Origin of the sequence: Mesorhizobium sp. M7A.F.Ca.MR.176.00.0.0, from assembly GCF_004023165.1 — a bacterium.
Lineage (GTDB): Bacteria > Pseudomonadota > Alphaproteobacteria > Rhizobiales > Rhizobiaceae > Mesorhizobium.
This window is the reverse complement of the sequence record NZ_RZTC01000002.1, coordinates 109,959-125,436: the sequence shown is the minus strand read 5'-3', so window position 1 is coordinate 125,436 and position 15,478 is coordinate 109,959. Positions and strand designations below refer to the sequence as shown.

At 61.6% G+C, this 15,478-nt stretch carries 15 protein-coding genes; 10 read left to right on the top strand and 5 right to left on the bottom strand.

What is annotated here, in order from left to right; genetic code table 11:
* Positions 1–28: 28 nt before the first annotated feature.
* The 5 genes from EOB59_RS01500 to EOB59_RS01480 are packed head-to-tail and all read left to right on the top strand — an operon-like array spanning position 29 to position 5,583.
* Positions 29–1,603 carry an ABC transporter ATP-binding protein gene (locus EOB59_RS01500; RefSeq protein WP_164895548.1) on the top strand — a complete coding sequence of 525 codons (1,575 nt, stop codon included), beginning with the start codon at positions 29–31 and terminating at the stop codon, positions 1,601–1,603.
* A complete protein-coding gene (locus EOB59_RS01495; protein WP_128287473.1) occupies positions 1,600–2,640 on the top strand; it encodes an ABC transporter permease in 1,041 nt (346 codons plus the stop codon). Before EOB59_RS01500 ends, EOB59_RS01495 begins: the two co-directional genes overlap by 4 nt.
* Positions 2,628–3,614, top strand: a complete 987-nt coding sequence (locus tag EOB59_RS01490; protein ID WP_128287472.1) for an ABC transporter permease — start codon at positions 2,628–2,630, stop codon at positions 3,612–3,614. Before EOB59_RS01495 ends, EOB59_RS01490 begins: the two co-directional genes overlap by 13 nt.
* 11 nt (positions 3,615–3,625) lie before the next feature.
* Positions 3,626–4,639, top strand: a complete 1,014-nt coding sequence (locus tag EOB59_RS01485) for a nucleoside hydrolase (protein ID WP_127396271.1) — start codon at positions 3,626–3,628, stop codon at positions 4,637–4,639.
* Positions 4,636–5,583, top strand: coding sequence for a nucleoside hydrolase (locus tag EOB59_RS01480; RefSeq protein WP_164895546.1), 948 nt, complete (start codon positions 4,636–4,638; stop codon positions 5,581–5,583). Before EOB59_RS01485 ends, EOB59_RS01480 begins: the two co-directional genes overlap by 4 nt.
* Before the next feature lie 185 nt (positions 5,584–5,768).
* Here EOB59_RS01480 and EOB59_RS01475 read toward each other — a convergent pair whose 3' ends face one another.
* The 5 genes from EOB59_RS01475 to EOB59_RS01455 are packed head-to-tail and all read right to left on the bottom strand — an operon-like array spanning position 5,769 to position 10,230.
* A complete protein-coding gene (locus EOB59_RS01475) occupies positions 5,769–6,308 on the bottom strand; it encodes a prepilin peptidase (RefSeq protein WP_128287471.1) in 540 nt (179 codons plus the stop codon).
* A 1-nt stretch (position 6,309) separates the two neighbouring features.
* The gene (locus EOB59_RS01470) at positions 6,310–6,849 is read right to left on the bottom strand and encodes a tetratricopeptide repeat protein (RefSeq protein ID WP_128287470.1); all 540 of its coding nucleotides are present in this window, start codon (positions 6,847–6,849) and stop codon (positions 6,310–6,312) included.
* Positions 6,850–6,903: 54 nt separating this feature from the next.
* Entirely contained in the window at positions 6,904–7,854 is a 951-nt protein-coding gene (locus EOB59_RS01465) for a type II secretion system F family protein (protein WP_128287469.1), read from the bottom strand.
* 19 nt (positions 7,855–7,873) lie between these two features.
* Positions 7,874–8,806, bottom strand: a complete 933-nt coding sequence (locus EOB59_RS01460; RefSeq protein WP_245486497.1) for a type II secretion system F family protein — start codon at positions 8,804–8,806, stop codon at positions 7,874–7,876.
* Positions 8,807–8,841: 35 nt separating this feature from the next.
* On the bottom strand, positions 8,842–10,230 hold the full coding sequence (locus tag EOB59_RS01455; RefSeq protein WP_128287468.1) for a CpaF family protein: 1,389 nt from the start codon (positions 10,228–10,230) through the stop codon (positions 8,842–8,844).
* A 530-nt stretch (positions 10,231–10,760) separates the two neighbouring features.
* On the opposite strand from EOB59_RS01455, the gene EOB59_RS01450 reads away from it, so the two are divergent.
* From EOB59_RS01450 to EOB59_RS01430, 5 genes are all read left to right on the top strand, one after another.
* Positions 10,761–10,979 carry a Flp family type IVb pilin gene (locus tag EOB59_RS01450; protein ID WP_128287467.1) on the top strand — a complete coding sequence of 73 codons (219 nt, stop codon included), beginning with the start codon at positions 10,761–10,763 and terminating at the stop codon, positions 10,977–10,979.
* 91 nt (positions 10,980–11,070) lie between these two features.
* Entirely contained in the window at positions 11,071–12,099 is a 1,029-nt protein-coding gene (gene cpaB, locus EOB59_RS01445; protein ID WP_127807806.1) for a Flp pilus assembly protein CpaB, read from the top strand.
* A 53-nt stretch (positions 12,100–12,152) separates the two neighbouring features.
* On the top strand, positions 12,153–13,598 hold the full coding sequence (locus EOB59_RS01440) for a type II and III secretion system protein family protein (protein WP_128287466.1): 1,446 nt from the start codon (positions 12,153–12,155) through the stop codon (positions 13,596–13,598).
* Between the two features lie 4 nt (positions 13,599–13,602).
* Entirely contained in the window at positions 13,603–13,875 is a 273-nt protein-coding gene (locus EOB59_RS01435) for a hypothetical protein (protein ID WP_245486495.1), read from the top strand.
* A 71-nt stretch (positions 13,876–13,946) separates the two neighbouring features.
* Positions 13,947–15,476 carry a pilus assembly protein TadG-related protein gene (locus tag EOB59_RS01430; RefSeq protein ID WP_127807809.1) on the top strand — a complete coding sequence of 510 codons (1,530 nt, stop codon included), beginning with the start codon at positions 13,947–13,949 and terminating at the stop codon, positions 15,474–15,476.
* Positions 15,477–15,478 lie beyond the last annotated feature (2 nt).

Sequence of the window (15,478 nt, the reverse complement as noted above, 5' to 3'; positions counted from 1 at the left end):
GATCAGTGTCCAATCTGCGAGAGCCACGTTGTCGAACACGCCGGGGTCGCCGACCCTCCACAGCAATGCCGCGATGGCCGTCGAGTTGACTGGCATCACCAAGCGTTTTGGCGCATTCGTCGCCAATGACGGCATCGACCTTGCGGTCTGCCGCGGCGAGATCCACGCCATCATCGGCGAGAACGGTGCCGGCAAGACGACGCTGATGAACATCCTGTTCGGCCTCTTGCAGCCGGACGAAGGCTCGATCCGGCTGAACGGTGAAGAGATCGTGATCGCCGACCCGTCCGTGGCGATAAAGGCCGGCCTCGGCATGGTTCACCAGCATTTCAAGCTGGTTCCCTCGCTCTCGGTTGCCGACAACGTCTTTCTCGGTATGGAAATCCGTCGCCATGGCCTGATCGACCACGCCGCACAAATTGCGCGCACGCGCGACCTGTCGAAGCGCTTCGGCCTGCAGGTCGATCCGACCGAGCGCGTCGGGCTGCTCTCGGTCGGCATAGAGCAACGCATCGAAATCCTTAAGGTCCTGGTGCGCGGCGCGCGCACCATCATCCTCGATGAACCGACCGCCGTGCTGACGCCGCAGGAAAGCCGTGAACTGTTCCAGACACTGCGCAGCTTCGTGGCCGAAGGCATGACGGTGATCTTCATTTCGCATCACCTGGAAGAGGTGATGGAAGTGTCTGACACGGTGACGGTGCTGCGCAACGGCAGGAAGGTGGCGACCCGGCCGACGGCCGAGCTCAGCAAGGACGAGTTGGTGCACATGATGGTCGGCCGCGAGGTGAGCTTCGACCGCCGGCCGCGCGCTTCGCTGCACGGCGACGTGGTGCTCGAAGTCAAGGATCTGTGGGCGCGCGACGATCGCCGGCTGCCGGCTCTTCGCGATGCCAGTTTCACCGTCCGCTCCGGCGAGGTGGTGGGGATCGCGGGTGTGGCCGGCAATGGACAGACGGAGCTGGCGGAAGTGCTTTCGGGCTTGCGACCGGCAAGCCATGGCGGGGCGTGGCTGAAGGGCCGGAATCTCACCGCGCTCTCCCCCTCCGCGATCCGCCAGGCAGGCCTCGCCCATGTTCCAGGCGACCGCATGGTGCGCGGGGTCGATCGCAACGCTTCGATAGCAGCCAACACCCTGATGGGCCGCCAGCATCGCGCCCCATGGAGCCGCGCCGGCATGCTCAACTGGAATGCCATAAATCAAAACGCCGAAACGCTGATCAAGAGCTTCGATATTCGCGCGCGCGGACCGGGCGATGCGGTCAAGCGGCTTTCGGGGGGAAACATCCAGAAGGTCGTTCTGGCGCGCGAATTCACCAACGGCGCCGATTTCCTGCTGATCGACCAGCCGACGCGCGGCGTCGACATCGGCGCCCAGGAGGCCATTCATGACGAGATCATGCGCCAGCGCGCCGCCGGCCGCGCAATCCTGCTGATTTCCGTGCAGCTCGACGAACTGGCCGCCCTTGCCGACCGCATCCTGGTGATGTTCAACGGGCGGATCATGGGCGAGGTCGCCGGCGACGAGGCCGACGAGGAGCGCATCGGCATGATGATGGCAGGCGTGGCCGCGCCGGAATTCGCCGCGGAGACCGCATCATGACAGACCATTTGCGTGCCGTTTCCGGCCAGATCATCGCCGTCGGCGTGGCGCTGCTGATGGGCGCGATCATCATCCTCATGGTCGGCGAAAGCCCGGTGCGTGTGTTCATGACGCTGTTGCGCGGCGCCTTCGGCGATCAGGAGAAGATCGCCGGGACCTTGCTGCAGACGACGCCGATCCTGATCTGCGGTGTCGCCGCCTGCATCGGCCTGCGCGGCGGCATGTTCAACGTAGGCATCGAAGGCCAGCTGTTCCTCGGCGGTTTCGCCGCCGCGTGGGTCGGCTTTGCCATGCCCCTGCCCGCAGGCATCCACACGCTGGCGGCACTGGCGCTCGCGGTGGTGGCAGGCGCGGCCTGGGTCGCCATCCCCGCCTACTTCCGCGCCCGCTACAACACCAACGAAGTCGTCTCGACGATCCTGTCGAACTACGTGGCGGTGCTGCTCACGTCCTATTTCACCATCTTCCTGTTCAAGCGGCCGGGTGGCTGGTCGGAGACGCCGCCGATCCTGGCGACATCCTATCTGCCGGAGATCTTCACCTTTTCGCGGTTGAACTGGGGCCTGGTCATTGGCCTGGTGCTGGCGGTCGGCGCAGCCCTTGTCTTCCGCTACACCAAATGGGGTTACGGCGTCACGATGGTCGGGTCGGCGCCGAAATTCGCCGAATATGGCGGCGTCAACGTGAAACGGCAGGGTTTCCTGGTCCTGCTGCTTTCGGGGGCCGTCGGCGGGCTGGCCGGCGGTGTCGAGACGCTCGGCGTCCATCATCGTTTCATGGAAGGGTTTGCTCCCGGTTTCGGCTTCGATGGGCTGATCGCCGCCCTGCTCGCCAATGGCTCGCCGGTCGCCACCATCTTCACCGCACTGTTCTTCGGCGCGCTGCGCAACGGATCGCTGCTGCTCGAGGTCGATACCAGCGCGTCGCGCGAGATCATCACCGTGATCCAGGCCCTGATCATCCTCAGCGTGTCGGCCCAGGTGCTGGTGAGAAAGCGCGGCGACAGCCAGGCAGGGGAGCGGCGATGGAAATTCTAGACAAGCTCATCAACGTCGCGCTGATCGCGGCGACGCTTCGCACCACCGCGCCCATCCTTCTGGTCGCGCTCGGCGGCTCGTTCACCACCAAGGCCGGCATCTTCAACATCGGCCTCGAGGGGCAGATGCTGGTCGGCGCCTTCTTTGCCGTCCTCGGGTCGATCTGGACCGGTTCCGCGCTGGCGGGCGTCGCCTGCGGCGTCGCGGCGGCGCTCGTCTTCGCCCTGGTCTTTGCTGTCCTGGTGGTGAGCTTCAAGGCCAATGAAGTGGTCGTCGGGCTGGCGCTCAACATCCTGGCCGGCGGCATGACGATCTCGCTGATGAAAGCGATCTTCGGCACGCGCGGTTCGATCGTCGGTCACGGCATCGTCGGCCTGCCGAAAGTCCAGCTGCCCGGTGCCCGCGACCTTCTCGGCTCATGGGCGCCGCTGATCTCCGGCTTCACGCCACTCGTCTATGTCGCCTTCATCGCCGTGCCGCTACTGGTTCTGTGCTACAATCGGACGCGGCTCGGCCTCTATATCCGCGTCGTCGGCGAAAAACCGGAAGCCGCCGAGGCGCTTGGCATCTCGATCACCCGCGTCCGCTACATCGCGTCGCTGCTGTGCGGATTGCTGGCGGGCCTCGCCGGCGCTCATCTGTCGCTCGGCTACATCACCATGTTCACCGAAAACATGTCGTCGGGCCGCGGTTTCATGGCGGTGGCGATCCTGATCTTTTCCAACGGCGATCCGCTGAAGGTGCTGGCCGGCTGCCTGCTGTTCGGCTTTGCGGATGCTTTTTCGTTGCGCCTGCAGACGTTCGGCTATCCCTCCTACCTGGTTCTCACCGTCCCCTATGTCGTCGCGCTGATCGCATTGTTCGCGCTGTCCTACCGGGCGCGTCCGAGGATTATCGCGGAGACGCTGGAATCGATGCGTAAGCTGCTGTCGGTGGACAAGAACGCCGAACCCGGCGGCAAAAATCCCCAGTGAAGGAAGCCTTTATGGAACGCATAATCCTCGACGTGGATTCGGCCGGCGACGATATTCTCGCCGTGCTGTTTGCAGCGGTCAGTCCGAAGCTGCGGCTCGAGGGCGTGACCACTGTGACCGGTGCCGCCGGCCCGATCGAGCAGGTCACCAACGTCGTCCTCAACACGCTGACGCTCGCCGGGCGCGACGATATCCCGGTTCACGCCGGCGCGTGGCGGCCGATCGTCGGCAACGCCAAGGCCGACATGGAGGCGCCGGTGCATTTCGAAAAACGGCTCGTTGCCCGTTTCGGCGATCGCCTGAAGAAGTTCAACCCGCCGGCGCCGACGCCGGTGCGGCAAGCCACGTCGGGACATGCGGTCGATTTCATCATCGGCACGGTCATGGCCAATCCGGGCGAGATCACGCTGGTGACGACCGGCCCGCTGACCAATGCGGCCATGGCGCTGTTGCAGGAGCCGGGATTGACCGGCGCACTCAAACGGCTGATCGTGCTCGGCGGCAATTTCCAGACGCCGGGCAACATCACGCCCCTGTCGGAGTACAACATCTGGGCCGATCCGGAGGCTTCGCGCATCGTGCTGAACGCCGATGTCGAGAAGATCCTCGTGCCGCTCGACATCTGCGAGGACAACCGCGTCGCCGATTCGATGCTGACGCGCGACGACATTGCCGACATGCAGGCCGTCGCGAGGGATAATCCCGTCCTGGAGATGATCGCCGACAGCTTCCCGATCTACATCGACATCTGGCGCGAATTCTTCGACCTGGTCGGGTTCCCGATGGACGACGTGATCACCGTGGCGCTGGCTTTCGATCCTGGCCTGGCGACGATGACCGAGCCGCTGTTCGCCGACGTCGTCCTCGACGGCAGGCTGGCGCGCGGCCAGACCGTCGCCTATCGCGGCCGGCAATTGCTGCCCGGCGGCGGGCCCAAGACCACCCGCATCTGCACCGGCCTAGACGGCCGGCGCTTCCTCGACGGCTTCAAGAAGACCATAGCGCGCTACGAGCGGGCGGCGTGAAAGACGACATGATGATCAAGCCAACTCCTATCCTGTTCGACTGCGACCCCGGCCACGACGACGCCATTGCGCTGGTCATGGCGCACCGCTCGCCGGCCATCGAACTCATCGGCGTCACCACGACCTGCGGCAATGCGGAAGTCGAGAAGACGACCGCCAATGCCTTGCGCATCCTGGAGTATATCGGCGCCGGCGACGTGCCTGTCGCGCAGGGCTGTCACCGCCCGCTGGCGCGCCCGCTGGTGCTCGGCACCGCCGACGGCCCGAGCGGCCTCGAGGGCTCGCCCTACCTGCCGCAGGCGACGATCAAGCCGGTTGACCAGCACGCCGTCGATTTCCTGGCCGACAGACTGCGCGCCGCGCCCGAACCGATCCTGGTCGTTGCCACCGGCCCGCTCAGCAACATCGGCCTGATGATCCTCAAGCATCGCGACGTGCTGCCCAAGATCAAGGAGCTGATCTGGATGGGCGGCGTGTTCTACCGCAAGAGCGAGATCATCACGCCGACCGAGTTCAATGCGTTCTGCGATCCCGAAGCGCTGAAGATCGTTCTGGACAGCGGCGTGCCGATCCTGATGGTCGGCCTCGACGTCACCATGCAGGTGCTGGTCGAGGCGCCGCAATATGCCGAACTCGCCACCATCGACACGCCGCTCGGCCGGCTCGTCAACGACTGGCTGCTGTTCTACGAGAAGCTGCACCGCAACTCGATGGGCGTCGGCGGCGCCATGCACGATCCCTTGGCGCTGGCGCTGGCCATCGACCCGACATTGGTGCGCACGCGCCCTGCCCATATCGGCGTCGATCTGTCCGGCACCTACGCCTTCGGCGCGACCATCGCCGATTACTGGGGCGAGCGCGGCGAAAAGGACAATGCCCGCATCGCCCATGAGGTCGACGCCGACCGCTTCTTCAAGCTGATGTTCGATCTGCTGCGGGATTGAACGGAGCGCAGCGGCGCAGGCAGCGTCAGACGATAGGAATTTTTTCTTGACTCGCTGCACTCAGCTATGGTACATTTTTGCCTATGGTGCTGATTTGCGCCAGTGACCCGCCGCACAGGCGGGTTTTTCGTTGATGCTCTGTCAAATCTCCCACGCGACGAATTCAGCCGCGTGAGATGTCAGGGTCAGTTGAGCTGGTTGAGGATTCCAGAGCTGCTCGTGACCATCAAACTCCTGTAGATCAGGAACGCCAGCGTACAGATCGCGGCCAGCGAGATCGGCACGCCGAATGGCACCACGCCCTTGCGGTCCAGATGCTGGACGACAAGCCGAAAAGCACCCGCGGGCAGCATGAACGGGTTTTTCACGATAACCGCGGTGGCCAGGGCGAAAACCAGAAGCAGCACTGAAAACACCGCGAGGGCGCTGCCGCTGATCAGGAATGGCACGACGGCCAGCAGCTTGACATCGCCGGCGCCGATCTTGCGCAAGACCCAGAAGGGTAAGAGCGCAACGAACAGCAGAAGGCCGGCGAGAGCACTCAGCCCCATGTCCCACCACGAGCCGGACTGGAGCGACAGCAGCAGCAGGCCCCCGGCGCCCAGGCAGAGCAGCAGCAGCACGTCGCGATTGGAAATCTTCTGCGTCTTGAAGTCGATCCAGCCAATCCTTGCCAGCAGAGGGATGGCAAGCACCTTCAGCAGCAGCGCCTCGACGAGCAGCATGCTAGCGCTCGACGTTCTGCACGCTTGACGACAAAAGCTTCAGATTGTTGGCGACGGTCGGGTCGTTGGGCGCCAGTTCGTAAGCCTTGAGGAAGTTCGAACGCGCATCCTGCAGCTTGCCGCGCAGCAGGTAGGAATAGCCGACATTGTTGTAATATTCGGGCGTCGCGCCGACCAGCTTGAAGGCCTTGGCATAGGCCTTGTCGGACAAGTCGAAGCGGTGGATCCGGTCGGTGCAGGCGGCCAGTCCCATCCAGGCGTTACCATCATTGGGCGCCAGTTGCGTCGCCTTGAAGAACAGAGCGCCGGCATTGCCGTAATTTTCGGCACGGAACTGATTCTTGGCTTCGGCAACGGCCTGGTCCGAGGCATAGTATTCGACGTCGCTGACCGTTTTCAGCCCATCGAAAGCATCGCCAAAAGACGTCACGTCGCCCTTCGACGGCTCGTTGGTGCGAACGACACCGTCAGTGGCGTCCGTCTGGCAGCCGGCAAGCAAAACCGTCAACAGGCAGAACGCCGCCGCGATAGCCCTCTTCATACAGATTCCCCCAAGGGTCCCGGACCTCATATTAGAATCAGATCATACACGCAATTAGAAGATAATGCCCCTCATGCGGATGATCACCGGTAGCATGATAACCATCATAACCACAGGGAAGATACAAAGCCCCAACGGAATCATCATCTTTACCGGTAGAGAATTGGCGCGTTCCTCCGCACTCAGAATTCTCTGGCCACGCATCTCGGCGCTATAAACACGCAAGGCATCGGTGAGGCTGGTGCCGAGTTCTTCCGATTGACGGAACAGGACAGCCAATGCCCGCGCCTCGTCAAGTCCGATGCGATCCGAGAGTTCGCGCAGCGCTTCCCGCAACGGCTTGCCAGCACGCAACTGCAGATTCATGATCGACAGCTGTATTCCCAGCCATTTGTGGGTGGCGGCCATTTCATGGCTGACGCGTTCGACTGCCCCCTCCAGGCTCATGCCGGCATCGGCGCAGGTGATCATCATGTCCATGAAGTCGGGGAAAGCCCGGCGATAGATCTGTTTCTGGCTGCTCTCGAAACGGTCGAGCAGAATGGCGGGAAGCACGATGCAGGCGAGGCCGAACACGGCAGAACCAGCAAAGGTGATGAAACCTGGCAGGTGCGGCGGCAGAACCCGTGACAGGAGTGCATACATCGCCAGAAAACCGACGCAGACCGCGGCAAGGCGGCACAGCGTATAAATCAGCGGTGCGCTTGATTGATAAAAGCCGGCGCGAAACAGCTTCGCTTCCAAAGCGTTTGGCTCATCGCGCTCTTTCTCCATCGACTTGAAGTAGGCATCGACCGGCCGTTGCGCCGCAAGCTTGGCAAGCTGGTCTTGTCCGAGCATCGATCGGCGGTCTGTAATTCCTTCGCCCATCAGGCTCTGCGCGACTAGCTTTCGTGTCTGCAGAGCCGGGAGAAAGATAAGCGCACCGAACAGGAAGAGGGACACCGCCGCCACAAAGACGGCAATGGATACCAAGAAGCCCAGGTCCTGAATGTTCGAAAACAATTTCTTTCGTCGCTCCCGGTCAAAAATCGAACGTAACCATCCGGTACATGATGAAGTCGCCAAGCAGCGCCCACAACCCAAAAATCAGGAATATCGGGAAGATGAGCGGGTTGCTCCAGACGGCTCCGTAGTAGGCCGGGGCAAGGATTTGAAGTGCGAAGAACATCACAACAGGAAACAAGGAGATGATCCACGCGGAGACGCGACCTTCGGCCGAAAGCGCCCTGATTTTCATTCGTAGTTTCTGTCGTTCACGCAGAACCGAGGAAAGATTGGCCAGAATTTCGGTCAAATTGCCGCCCGTCTTGGCCTGGATCGACAGCGATACCGATAGCAGTTGAAGGCCCTCGAAGCCGACCCGCTGCGAAAGCTTTCGCACGGCCTGCTCGATGCTGAGACCAAAGGTGATCTCATCGGAGACGATGCCGAACTCGGTGCCGAGCGGATCGGGCATTTCGCGCGCGACCAGACCGATCGCGATCGAAGCCGGATGTCCGGCGCGCAGCGAACGAACGATCATGTCGAGCGCATCCGGAAGCTGTTTGGCAAATTTCCGAATTCGCTTGTTGCGGGCGCGCCGGAGGACGAGAAGCGGCAGGACAAGCCCTACGACCAGAAAGATAAGAAGCGACGCTAAGGCCGAAAAATTGAAGAATACCAGCAGCAGCGCCATCGCCAGCCCTGCGAGCAGAAATGTTGCGGCGAAGGTCAGGGGATTCCCGGTGATGCCGGACTGGGTATAGAGCCTGTTCAGCCAGACCATACCGAAAAGAAAATCGCCGGAGTCCGTGAGCCCGCGCTCTCGCAGCAATCCCTGCAACGTTTGTTCGGCCGGGACGTCGCCAGCGAGCCGCTTCAATCGGCGATTGACTGCTAGAGACCGGGAGCGGCGGCCGGCAAAGGAAAGATAAAAGGCTTCGCCGGCGAGAATGACCGAGGCTGCCGCCAGCATGTAGATGAAATAGAGCAGAGCTTGACCCGTCGGCATCAGAGGGCAACCTGCGGGTTGAAGGCGTCCTTGGCAAAATGGTGCCCCAGCGTCGCGGCCTCCGGAGCGAAGCGCGGACGAACGCCGGTGGCGCGAAAATCTCCGATGACCTTGCCCTCGGCTGTCACCTCACGGCGGACGAAATGATAGATTTCCTGGAGCTGCACGACATTACCCTCCATGCCGGTCAGTTCCGATATGGAGGTGACACGCCGGCCGCCGTCCGAAAGACGCTGTGTCTGGACGATGATGTCGATGGCGGAGGCGATCTGCGCGCGGATTGACTCATGCGTCATCGGCATGCCGGCCATGCCGACCATCTGCTCCAGCCGCGAGATCGCATCGCGCGGCGTGTTGGCATGGATTGTCGTCATCGAGCCTTCGTGGCCGGTGTTCATCGCCTGCAGCATGTCGAAGGCTTCCTCGCCGCGCACCTCGCCGACGATGATGCGATCCGGCCGCATGCGAAGCGCGTTCTTCAGCAATTCGCGCTGGCGCACCTCGCCCCGACCCTCGACATTGGGCGGGCGTGTCTCCAGCCGGCCGACATGCGGCTGCTGCAATTGCAGCTCGGCCGCATCTTCGATGGTGATCAGCCGCTCCTTCGAGGGGATGTAGCTCGACAACGCATTGAGCAAGGTGGTCTTGCCGCTGCCGGTGCCGCCCGAAACCAGGATCGATTTGCGCGCCTGCACGGCGATCCGCAGCAGCTCGATCATCGGCGGCCGGATGGAATTGAAAGCCATCAAACGTTCGAGCGAATAGGGATTCTTGGAGAATTTGCGGATTGACACCAGAGGGCCGTCGACCGAGACCGGCCGCACCGCAATGTTGACGCGCGAACCGTCTTCCAGCCGCGCATCGACCATCGGCGAAGATTCATCGACACGCCTGCCGATGGCCGAAACGATCTTGTTGATGACCCGCAACAGATGCGCCTCGTCGCGGAAACGGATTGCCGTCTCTTCAATCATGCCGCGCCGCTCGATGAAGACGCGCCTGTGGGTGTTGATCATGATGTCGGTGATCGAATCGTCCTTGAGCAGCGGTTCGATCGGCCCGAGACCCAGCATCTCGTCTGCGGTGTCGCTGGTCAGTTGGTCGAGTTCGCGCGCGTTAAGGGGAACGGTGCGACCGCGCACGAACTCCCGCACGATGGGGCGGATCTCATTCAGAATCTCATCCTTGGAAGCATTTTCAAGCGCGGTCAGATTGAACCGATCGATCAAATGGCGATGCAGCTCGACCTTGAGCGTCAAGAAATCGTCGCCATGCGATTCAATATCAGCGGCTGGCGAAAGAGCCGGAGCAACAGGCTGCACCGCCAGCTGATCGGTCTTTGCCGCTACCTGCTGTTCGCCAGGCCCCTTGATGAACCGCCCCAACATAGTCGCTTATACTCCCCCTAGTCCCTCATTAGCGGAAACTAACTGTTAACCACGGGAGGCACAAGCGCCCAGGTGGCTGTCGTACCCTCAATACTTTCTACATAGTTAAGATCAGAAGCCTGTAATAACGGCCTTATTTGGTGCAGCTGCCGGTTCGTGGTCAGAGCGTCGGCATCGCTTTCCAGCCTCGTCCGATTTTGGGGCCAAAACCGCCCGGAAGACACCGATAAACCCTTAGATATAAAGGAATATGCATTATTACTAATGCTTCCTCAATCCTGCCACATCCGCGGCCAAATTGTGAACGAATGGTTAAGGCGCTTGAAAAATGAAAGGAATCAAGCTGTTGTCTACATCCGGAACTGTAATATTCTTTCCGAATCATGTACATGAAAGTTAAGGAACCCTTAATCTCGTTTGACTCTGCGTTTTCTCGGGACCTAGGATCGAGATGACGGGGGATGCTTGGGTATGGATTTCATCCTTTGCTCTGTCTCGTCGGGTTCCAACCTCCAAAGGGAGAAATTGACATGAACAAGCTCATGACGATGACCCGGCAGTTCCGCGACGATGAGAACGGCGCTGCCATGGTCGAATATTCCATCCTTATCGGCATCATTGCCGTCGCCTCGATCATGACTGTCCTCGCCATCGGCGGATGGGTGAACGGCAGATTCGCCGGTCTCTGCACCGCGCTGGAAGCATCGACAGTTGGTGGCTGCAACGCCGTCACCGGTATCGGCAGCTGATTAGTTTGTGGATCTCAGGCCCGGACCAGATCCGGGCCTGAAATCACTCAGGTCACTTCGGTCGTTCTGCTGCCTTTTTGGGGTTTGGGCTATGCGCGCCAACACACTTATCATGATCGTGCTCGCCGGCGTGTTCGGGGTCCTGGCCGTGGTTCTGGTCAATATCTGGCTGGCTGGCCAGCGAAGCGCCATGGCCCAATCGGGCGCCATCCAGAGCAGCACAGTCGTCGTTGCGGCAATGCCGCTGAAGTTCGGCGATGCGCTGAGCGCGGATAAATTACGCGAGGTCGCTTGGCCTGCGGGTGCGGTTCCGGCCGGGGCGTTCAAGACAACGAAAGACCTGTTAGCTGGCGACGGCGCCAAGCAGGCACTGCAAGCGATAGGTGTCAATGAGCCGATTCTTGCTACCAAGATTACCGGCCCCGGCCAGCGCGCCACGCTTTCGGCGGTGCTCGGCGAAGGCATGAAGGCCGTGTCCATTCGCGTCAACGATGTGCTCGGTGTCGCCGGCTTCGTCTTCCCCGGCGACCGTGTCGATGTGCTGCTGACACGCACGGTGCGGGGTGATGATGGACAAGACAGGAGTTTTGTCGACGTGCTGCTGCAGAGCATGAAGGTGCTCGCCGTCGACCAGGTGGCCGACGAAAGCAAGGACAGCCCGACGGTGGTGAAGTCCGTGACGCTGGAGGCCAGCACCAGGGACGCGCAGAAGCTGACGCTGGCGGCCGGCGCCGGCCAATTGTCGCTGGCGCTGCGCCAGGCCGCAGCCAGCAAGGGCGAGACGACCGAGCGGGTGACGCTTTCCGACCTGACAGGCGAAACGCCGGCAGATGTCGCCGCAAGGCAGGCCGAACTCGACAAGAAGGCTGCAGCGGAAGCCGAGGCCGCGGCCGAGCGCAAGCGAGCCGAAGACAAGCTCGCGGGATTGGCACAGGCCGTGGACCGGGTGGGAAGTCAGCTCGACCAGTTGAGCAAGGTCAAGCCGGCTCCGGCCGTCGCGGCGCCGGAAGTCGTTAAGGAAGTGGTCAAATATGTCACACCCGAACCACCGGCGCGTGCTACTGTGGGCGTTTTTCGGGGCGTGAAGCTTGAAACATACGACGTGCCGCGACAACAATAACAGAGTGCGGCGAAACGGAACGAACTGCCGCCGGCAGCAAGTGGGGGACGGGGATGCGGGGATCTTGGTTAGAGATAGCGACGGCCGCGTTGTCGTGCATGGCGGCGCTGTTGCTGTCGAGCCTGGCGGCCGGTGCGGCCGACCGCTTCATCGACGTGTCGACCCCTGCCGTCCATCGTATTTTCCTGCCAATGTCGCAATCGGTAACGATCCAGGTCAGTGCCAATCTGGGTGACATCGTCGTCGGCGACGAGAAGATAGCCGACGCGCAGCCAATGACCGACCGCACGCTTTATGTCATTGGCAAGGGCGCCGGCACCACCACCGTCAACCTCTTTTCGACGGACAAGCGCTCGCTCGGCGCACTTCAGATCGAGGTCGGCGTCGATGTCAGCGACATGGCGCAGGCGATCCGCCAGGTGGCGCCCAAGTCGCGCATCGAAGTCGGCTCGGTCAATGGCAGGGTGAGGCTTGGCGGTCATGTCAAGGACGGCGCCACACTGGCGGCTATCATGGCGGTTGCGCAGCAATATGGCCCCGACGCCGTCATCAACTCCGTCATCGTCGACGACAGCCAGCAGGTCAATCTGGAAGTGCGCGTGCTGGAAGCCAAGCGCAACACCGGCCGCGACCTCGGCGTGTCGATCAAGAGCACGAACGGCAGTGGCACGACCCGTACCGGTACCGGTGTTGCTGCCGTCGACGAGGACGGACTGGTGCTCGGGCCGGGTGGCCTGCTCAGCGGCCTCCTGTCCAACTCGGCGCCCTTCGGAGCGCTGATCACGCGCGTCATCGACAGCAACATCAAGGTCGATCTGATCATCGAGGCGCTCGAGTCCAAAGGCGCGGTGCGTATGCTCGCGAACCCCAACCTCACCACGCTTTCCGGCGAGCAGGCCAGCTTTAACGCCGGCGGCGAAGTGCCTATCCGCACCCTCGACAAAGACGGCGAGATAAGCATCGTGTACAAGCAATTCGGCGTCAATCTGCTGTTCACGCCAGTCGTACTCGACGACGGCAAGATCCATATGAACCTGGCGCCGGAAGTCAGCGACCTGACCGGCTTCACCACCGCCGGCGACCCGATCTTCACCAACCGCAAGCTGGCAACCGTCGTCGAACTGCGCGACGGCCAGAGCTTCGCCGTCGGCGGGCTTCTTTCGAGCAAGACGACCAAGCTCCAGGACCAGGTGCCGTGGCTCGGCCAGGTGCCTGTCATCGGCACGCTGTTTCGCAGTTCGAGCAACCAGAAGGAAGAAACCGAGCTGGTGGTGATCGTCACGCCGCATATCGTGCGACCGGTGAAGCCCGGCGAGCAGCTGGCGACACCGTTCGACAAGACACGGCCCGCCAACGATCCGGAATTCTTCGTGCTCGGCCAGCTTGAAGTGACCAAGGACATGGTCCGCAAATATGAACTGGGCGAAGGCGTCACCGGCCCCTATGGCCACATGCTCGACTTCAAATCGAAGGACAAGATGCTCTATGTCAAGAAATAGCGGCTTGATCCTCATCCTCTGCGCCGGCGCGCTGTCGGGCTGCGCCGCGGACTATCTGAACCACTATGATTCGGTGACCCTGGCCGCCGGCGACACGCAGAAATTCAATTCGATGCTGCAAACGGTCGACCCGCTCAACCCGGCGTCCCGGAACACACATATCGAAGGCGACGGCGCGCGCGCCGCCGCTGTTGCAAATAACTACAAAATTCCACCACCACCGCCGCCACCACCAGCGATCACGGTCAATGTGGGTGGGTCGGGTGTGACGCAGTGAACTGAACGGAAGGATGCGGAGGGCGCCGGGCATGCGAGGGGCTCTGGCGCAAGAAAGCAGAGAGTAAGGTCATGTTGGGGACCATTCGTGCCTTCTGGAATGATCAGAGAGGAATAGCGCTCATCCTCGTCAGCATCACGCTGCCGGCGATCATCGGCTTTTCGCTGCTGGCGATCGACATGAGCCGGGTCAACAATTTGCACAATGATTTGCAGAAGGGCGCCGACAGCTTTGCACTTGCAGCGGCAGCCGAACTGGACGGAAGCAGCGGAGCCTGGGGGCGGGCCGAACGCGCCATGGACGTGCTTGTTCGCAATGAGAGCCAGTTCTCTACAGCAGGCCCAAGAATCCTATTGGCCGGCCAACCGGGAGGCACACAGCGATGCAATAGTGCCGAAAGTATCTCCTGGTGCTTTCTGAAAGCTATCCCTGCCGCGGACGGCACTCAGATAACAGTCGCCAACCAGGCGACTTATCTCGCGGACGCCGATCCCGCCGTGGGGGAAGGGCAAACGCGGTTCATCCAGGTGACTGTCACGCCGACTGGCTTTGATGCAATCTTCCCGGCTTCCTTTTTGTCGTCCGGCGCCAGCAACAGCTTCAACGTGGGGGCAGTCGCCGTCGCGGGCTTCACCTCTGGGGTCTGCGATTTCACGCCTGTCTTTATGTGCAACCCTTATGAGATGGTGAACGGGACCAATTCGGCGGGCGGATTTACATTGGCGCAGGCCGTTTCTGACCCGGTCGTGCATCGTCGGTTGATCGAACTGAGGAAAGTCGGTAGCGGGGCCGCCGCCGGGCCAGGTAACTTCGGCTTTTTAGAGCCCCCGTCAGGTGTGGGAAACGGCGCCCAAGCTCTTGCGCAAACCATCGCCACATCGAAGCCAATTGGCTGTTACAGTTCTGCGAGCGTCTCGACCAAGACGGGTCAGAACGCTGGCCCTGTGCAAGACGCCTTCAACGTCCGTTTTGGGATTGGAGCCGGAGGCACCTTCAATAGCCCCGAATACGGTCCTTCCGCGAATGTCCGAAAAGGGGCAAAACAGGTCAAAGGCAGCGTAAACCAATGCCCTGCCATGAACCAGCTTTCGTTCACGGAGGCTGGAACAAAGGGCCTTCCGCGCGATGCGACAACTCCCTATCAGGGGGGCCGTATGGGCGACGGAAATTGGGATTTCGCCGGCTATTGGAGCACCAACTTCGGTTCCGCTGCCTATCCATCTTCATGGGATACGACCAAACCGACGCGCTATGAGGTTTACCGTTACGAGATATCAGCCGGGTTAGTGGGCACCGCGTCGACAGGTGGAGAGCTCGGAACACCGTCGGCTGGTTGCCAACCACCTGTCACGTCGGTGGACCGGCGTCTGCTCTATGGTGCAATCCTGAACTGCAATGCACTCGAAGCTGCAGGCAAGGATTTGTCCGGGCATAGTACCGATCTGCCGGTCGAAGCCTTCGGCAGCTTCTTCCTTACGGAACCGGTCATGTCAGCGTCGGATGATGCTTCCGTGATGGTTGAACTGGTCGACATCACCGGTCACGATGGTCAGAATACGCTTGATAATTTCCTCCGCGACGAAGCCCAGCTTTACCGGTGAGG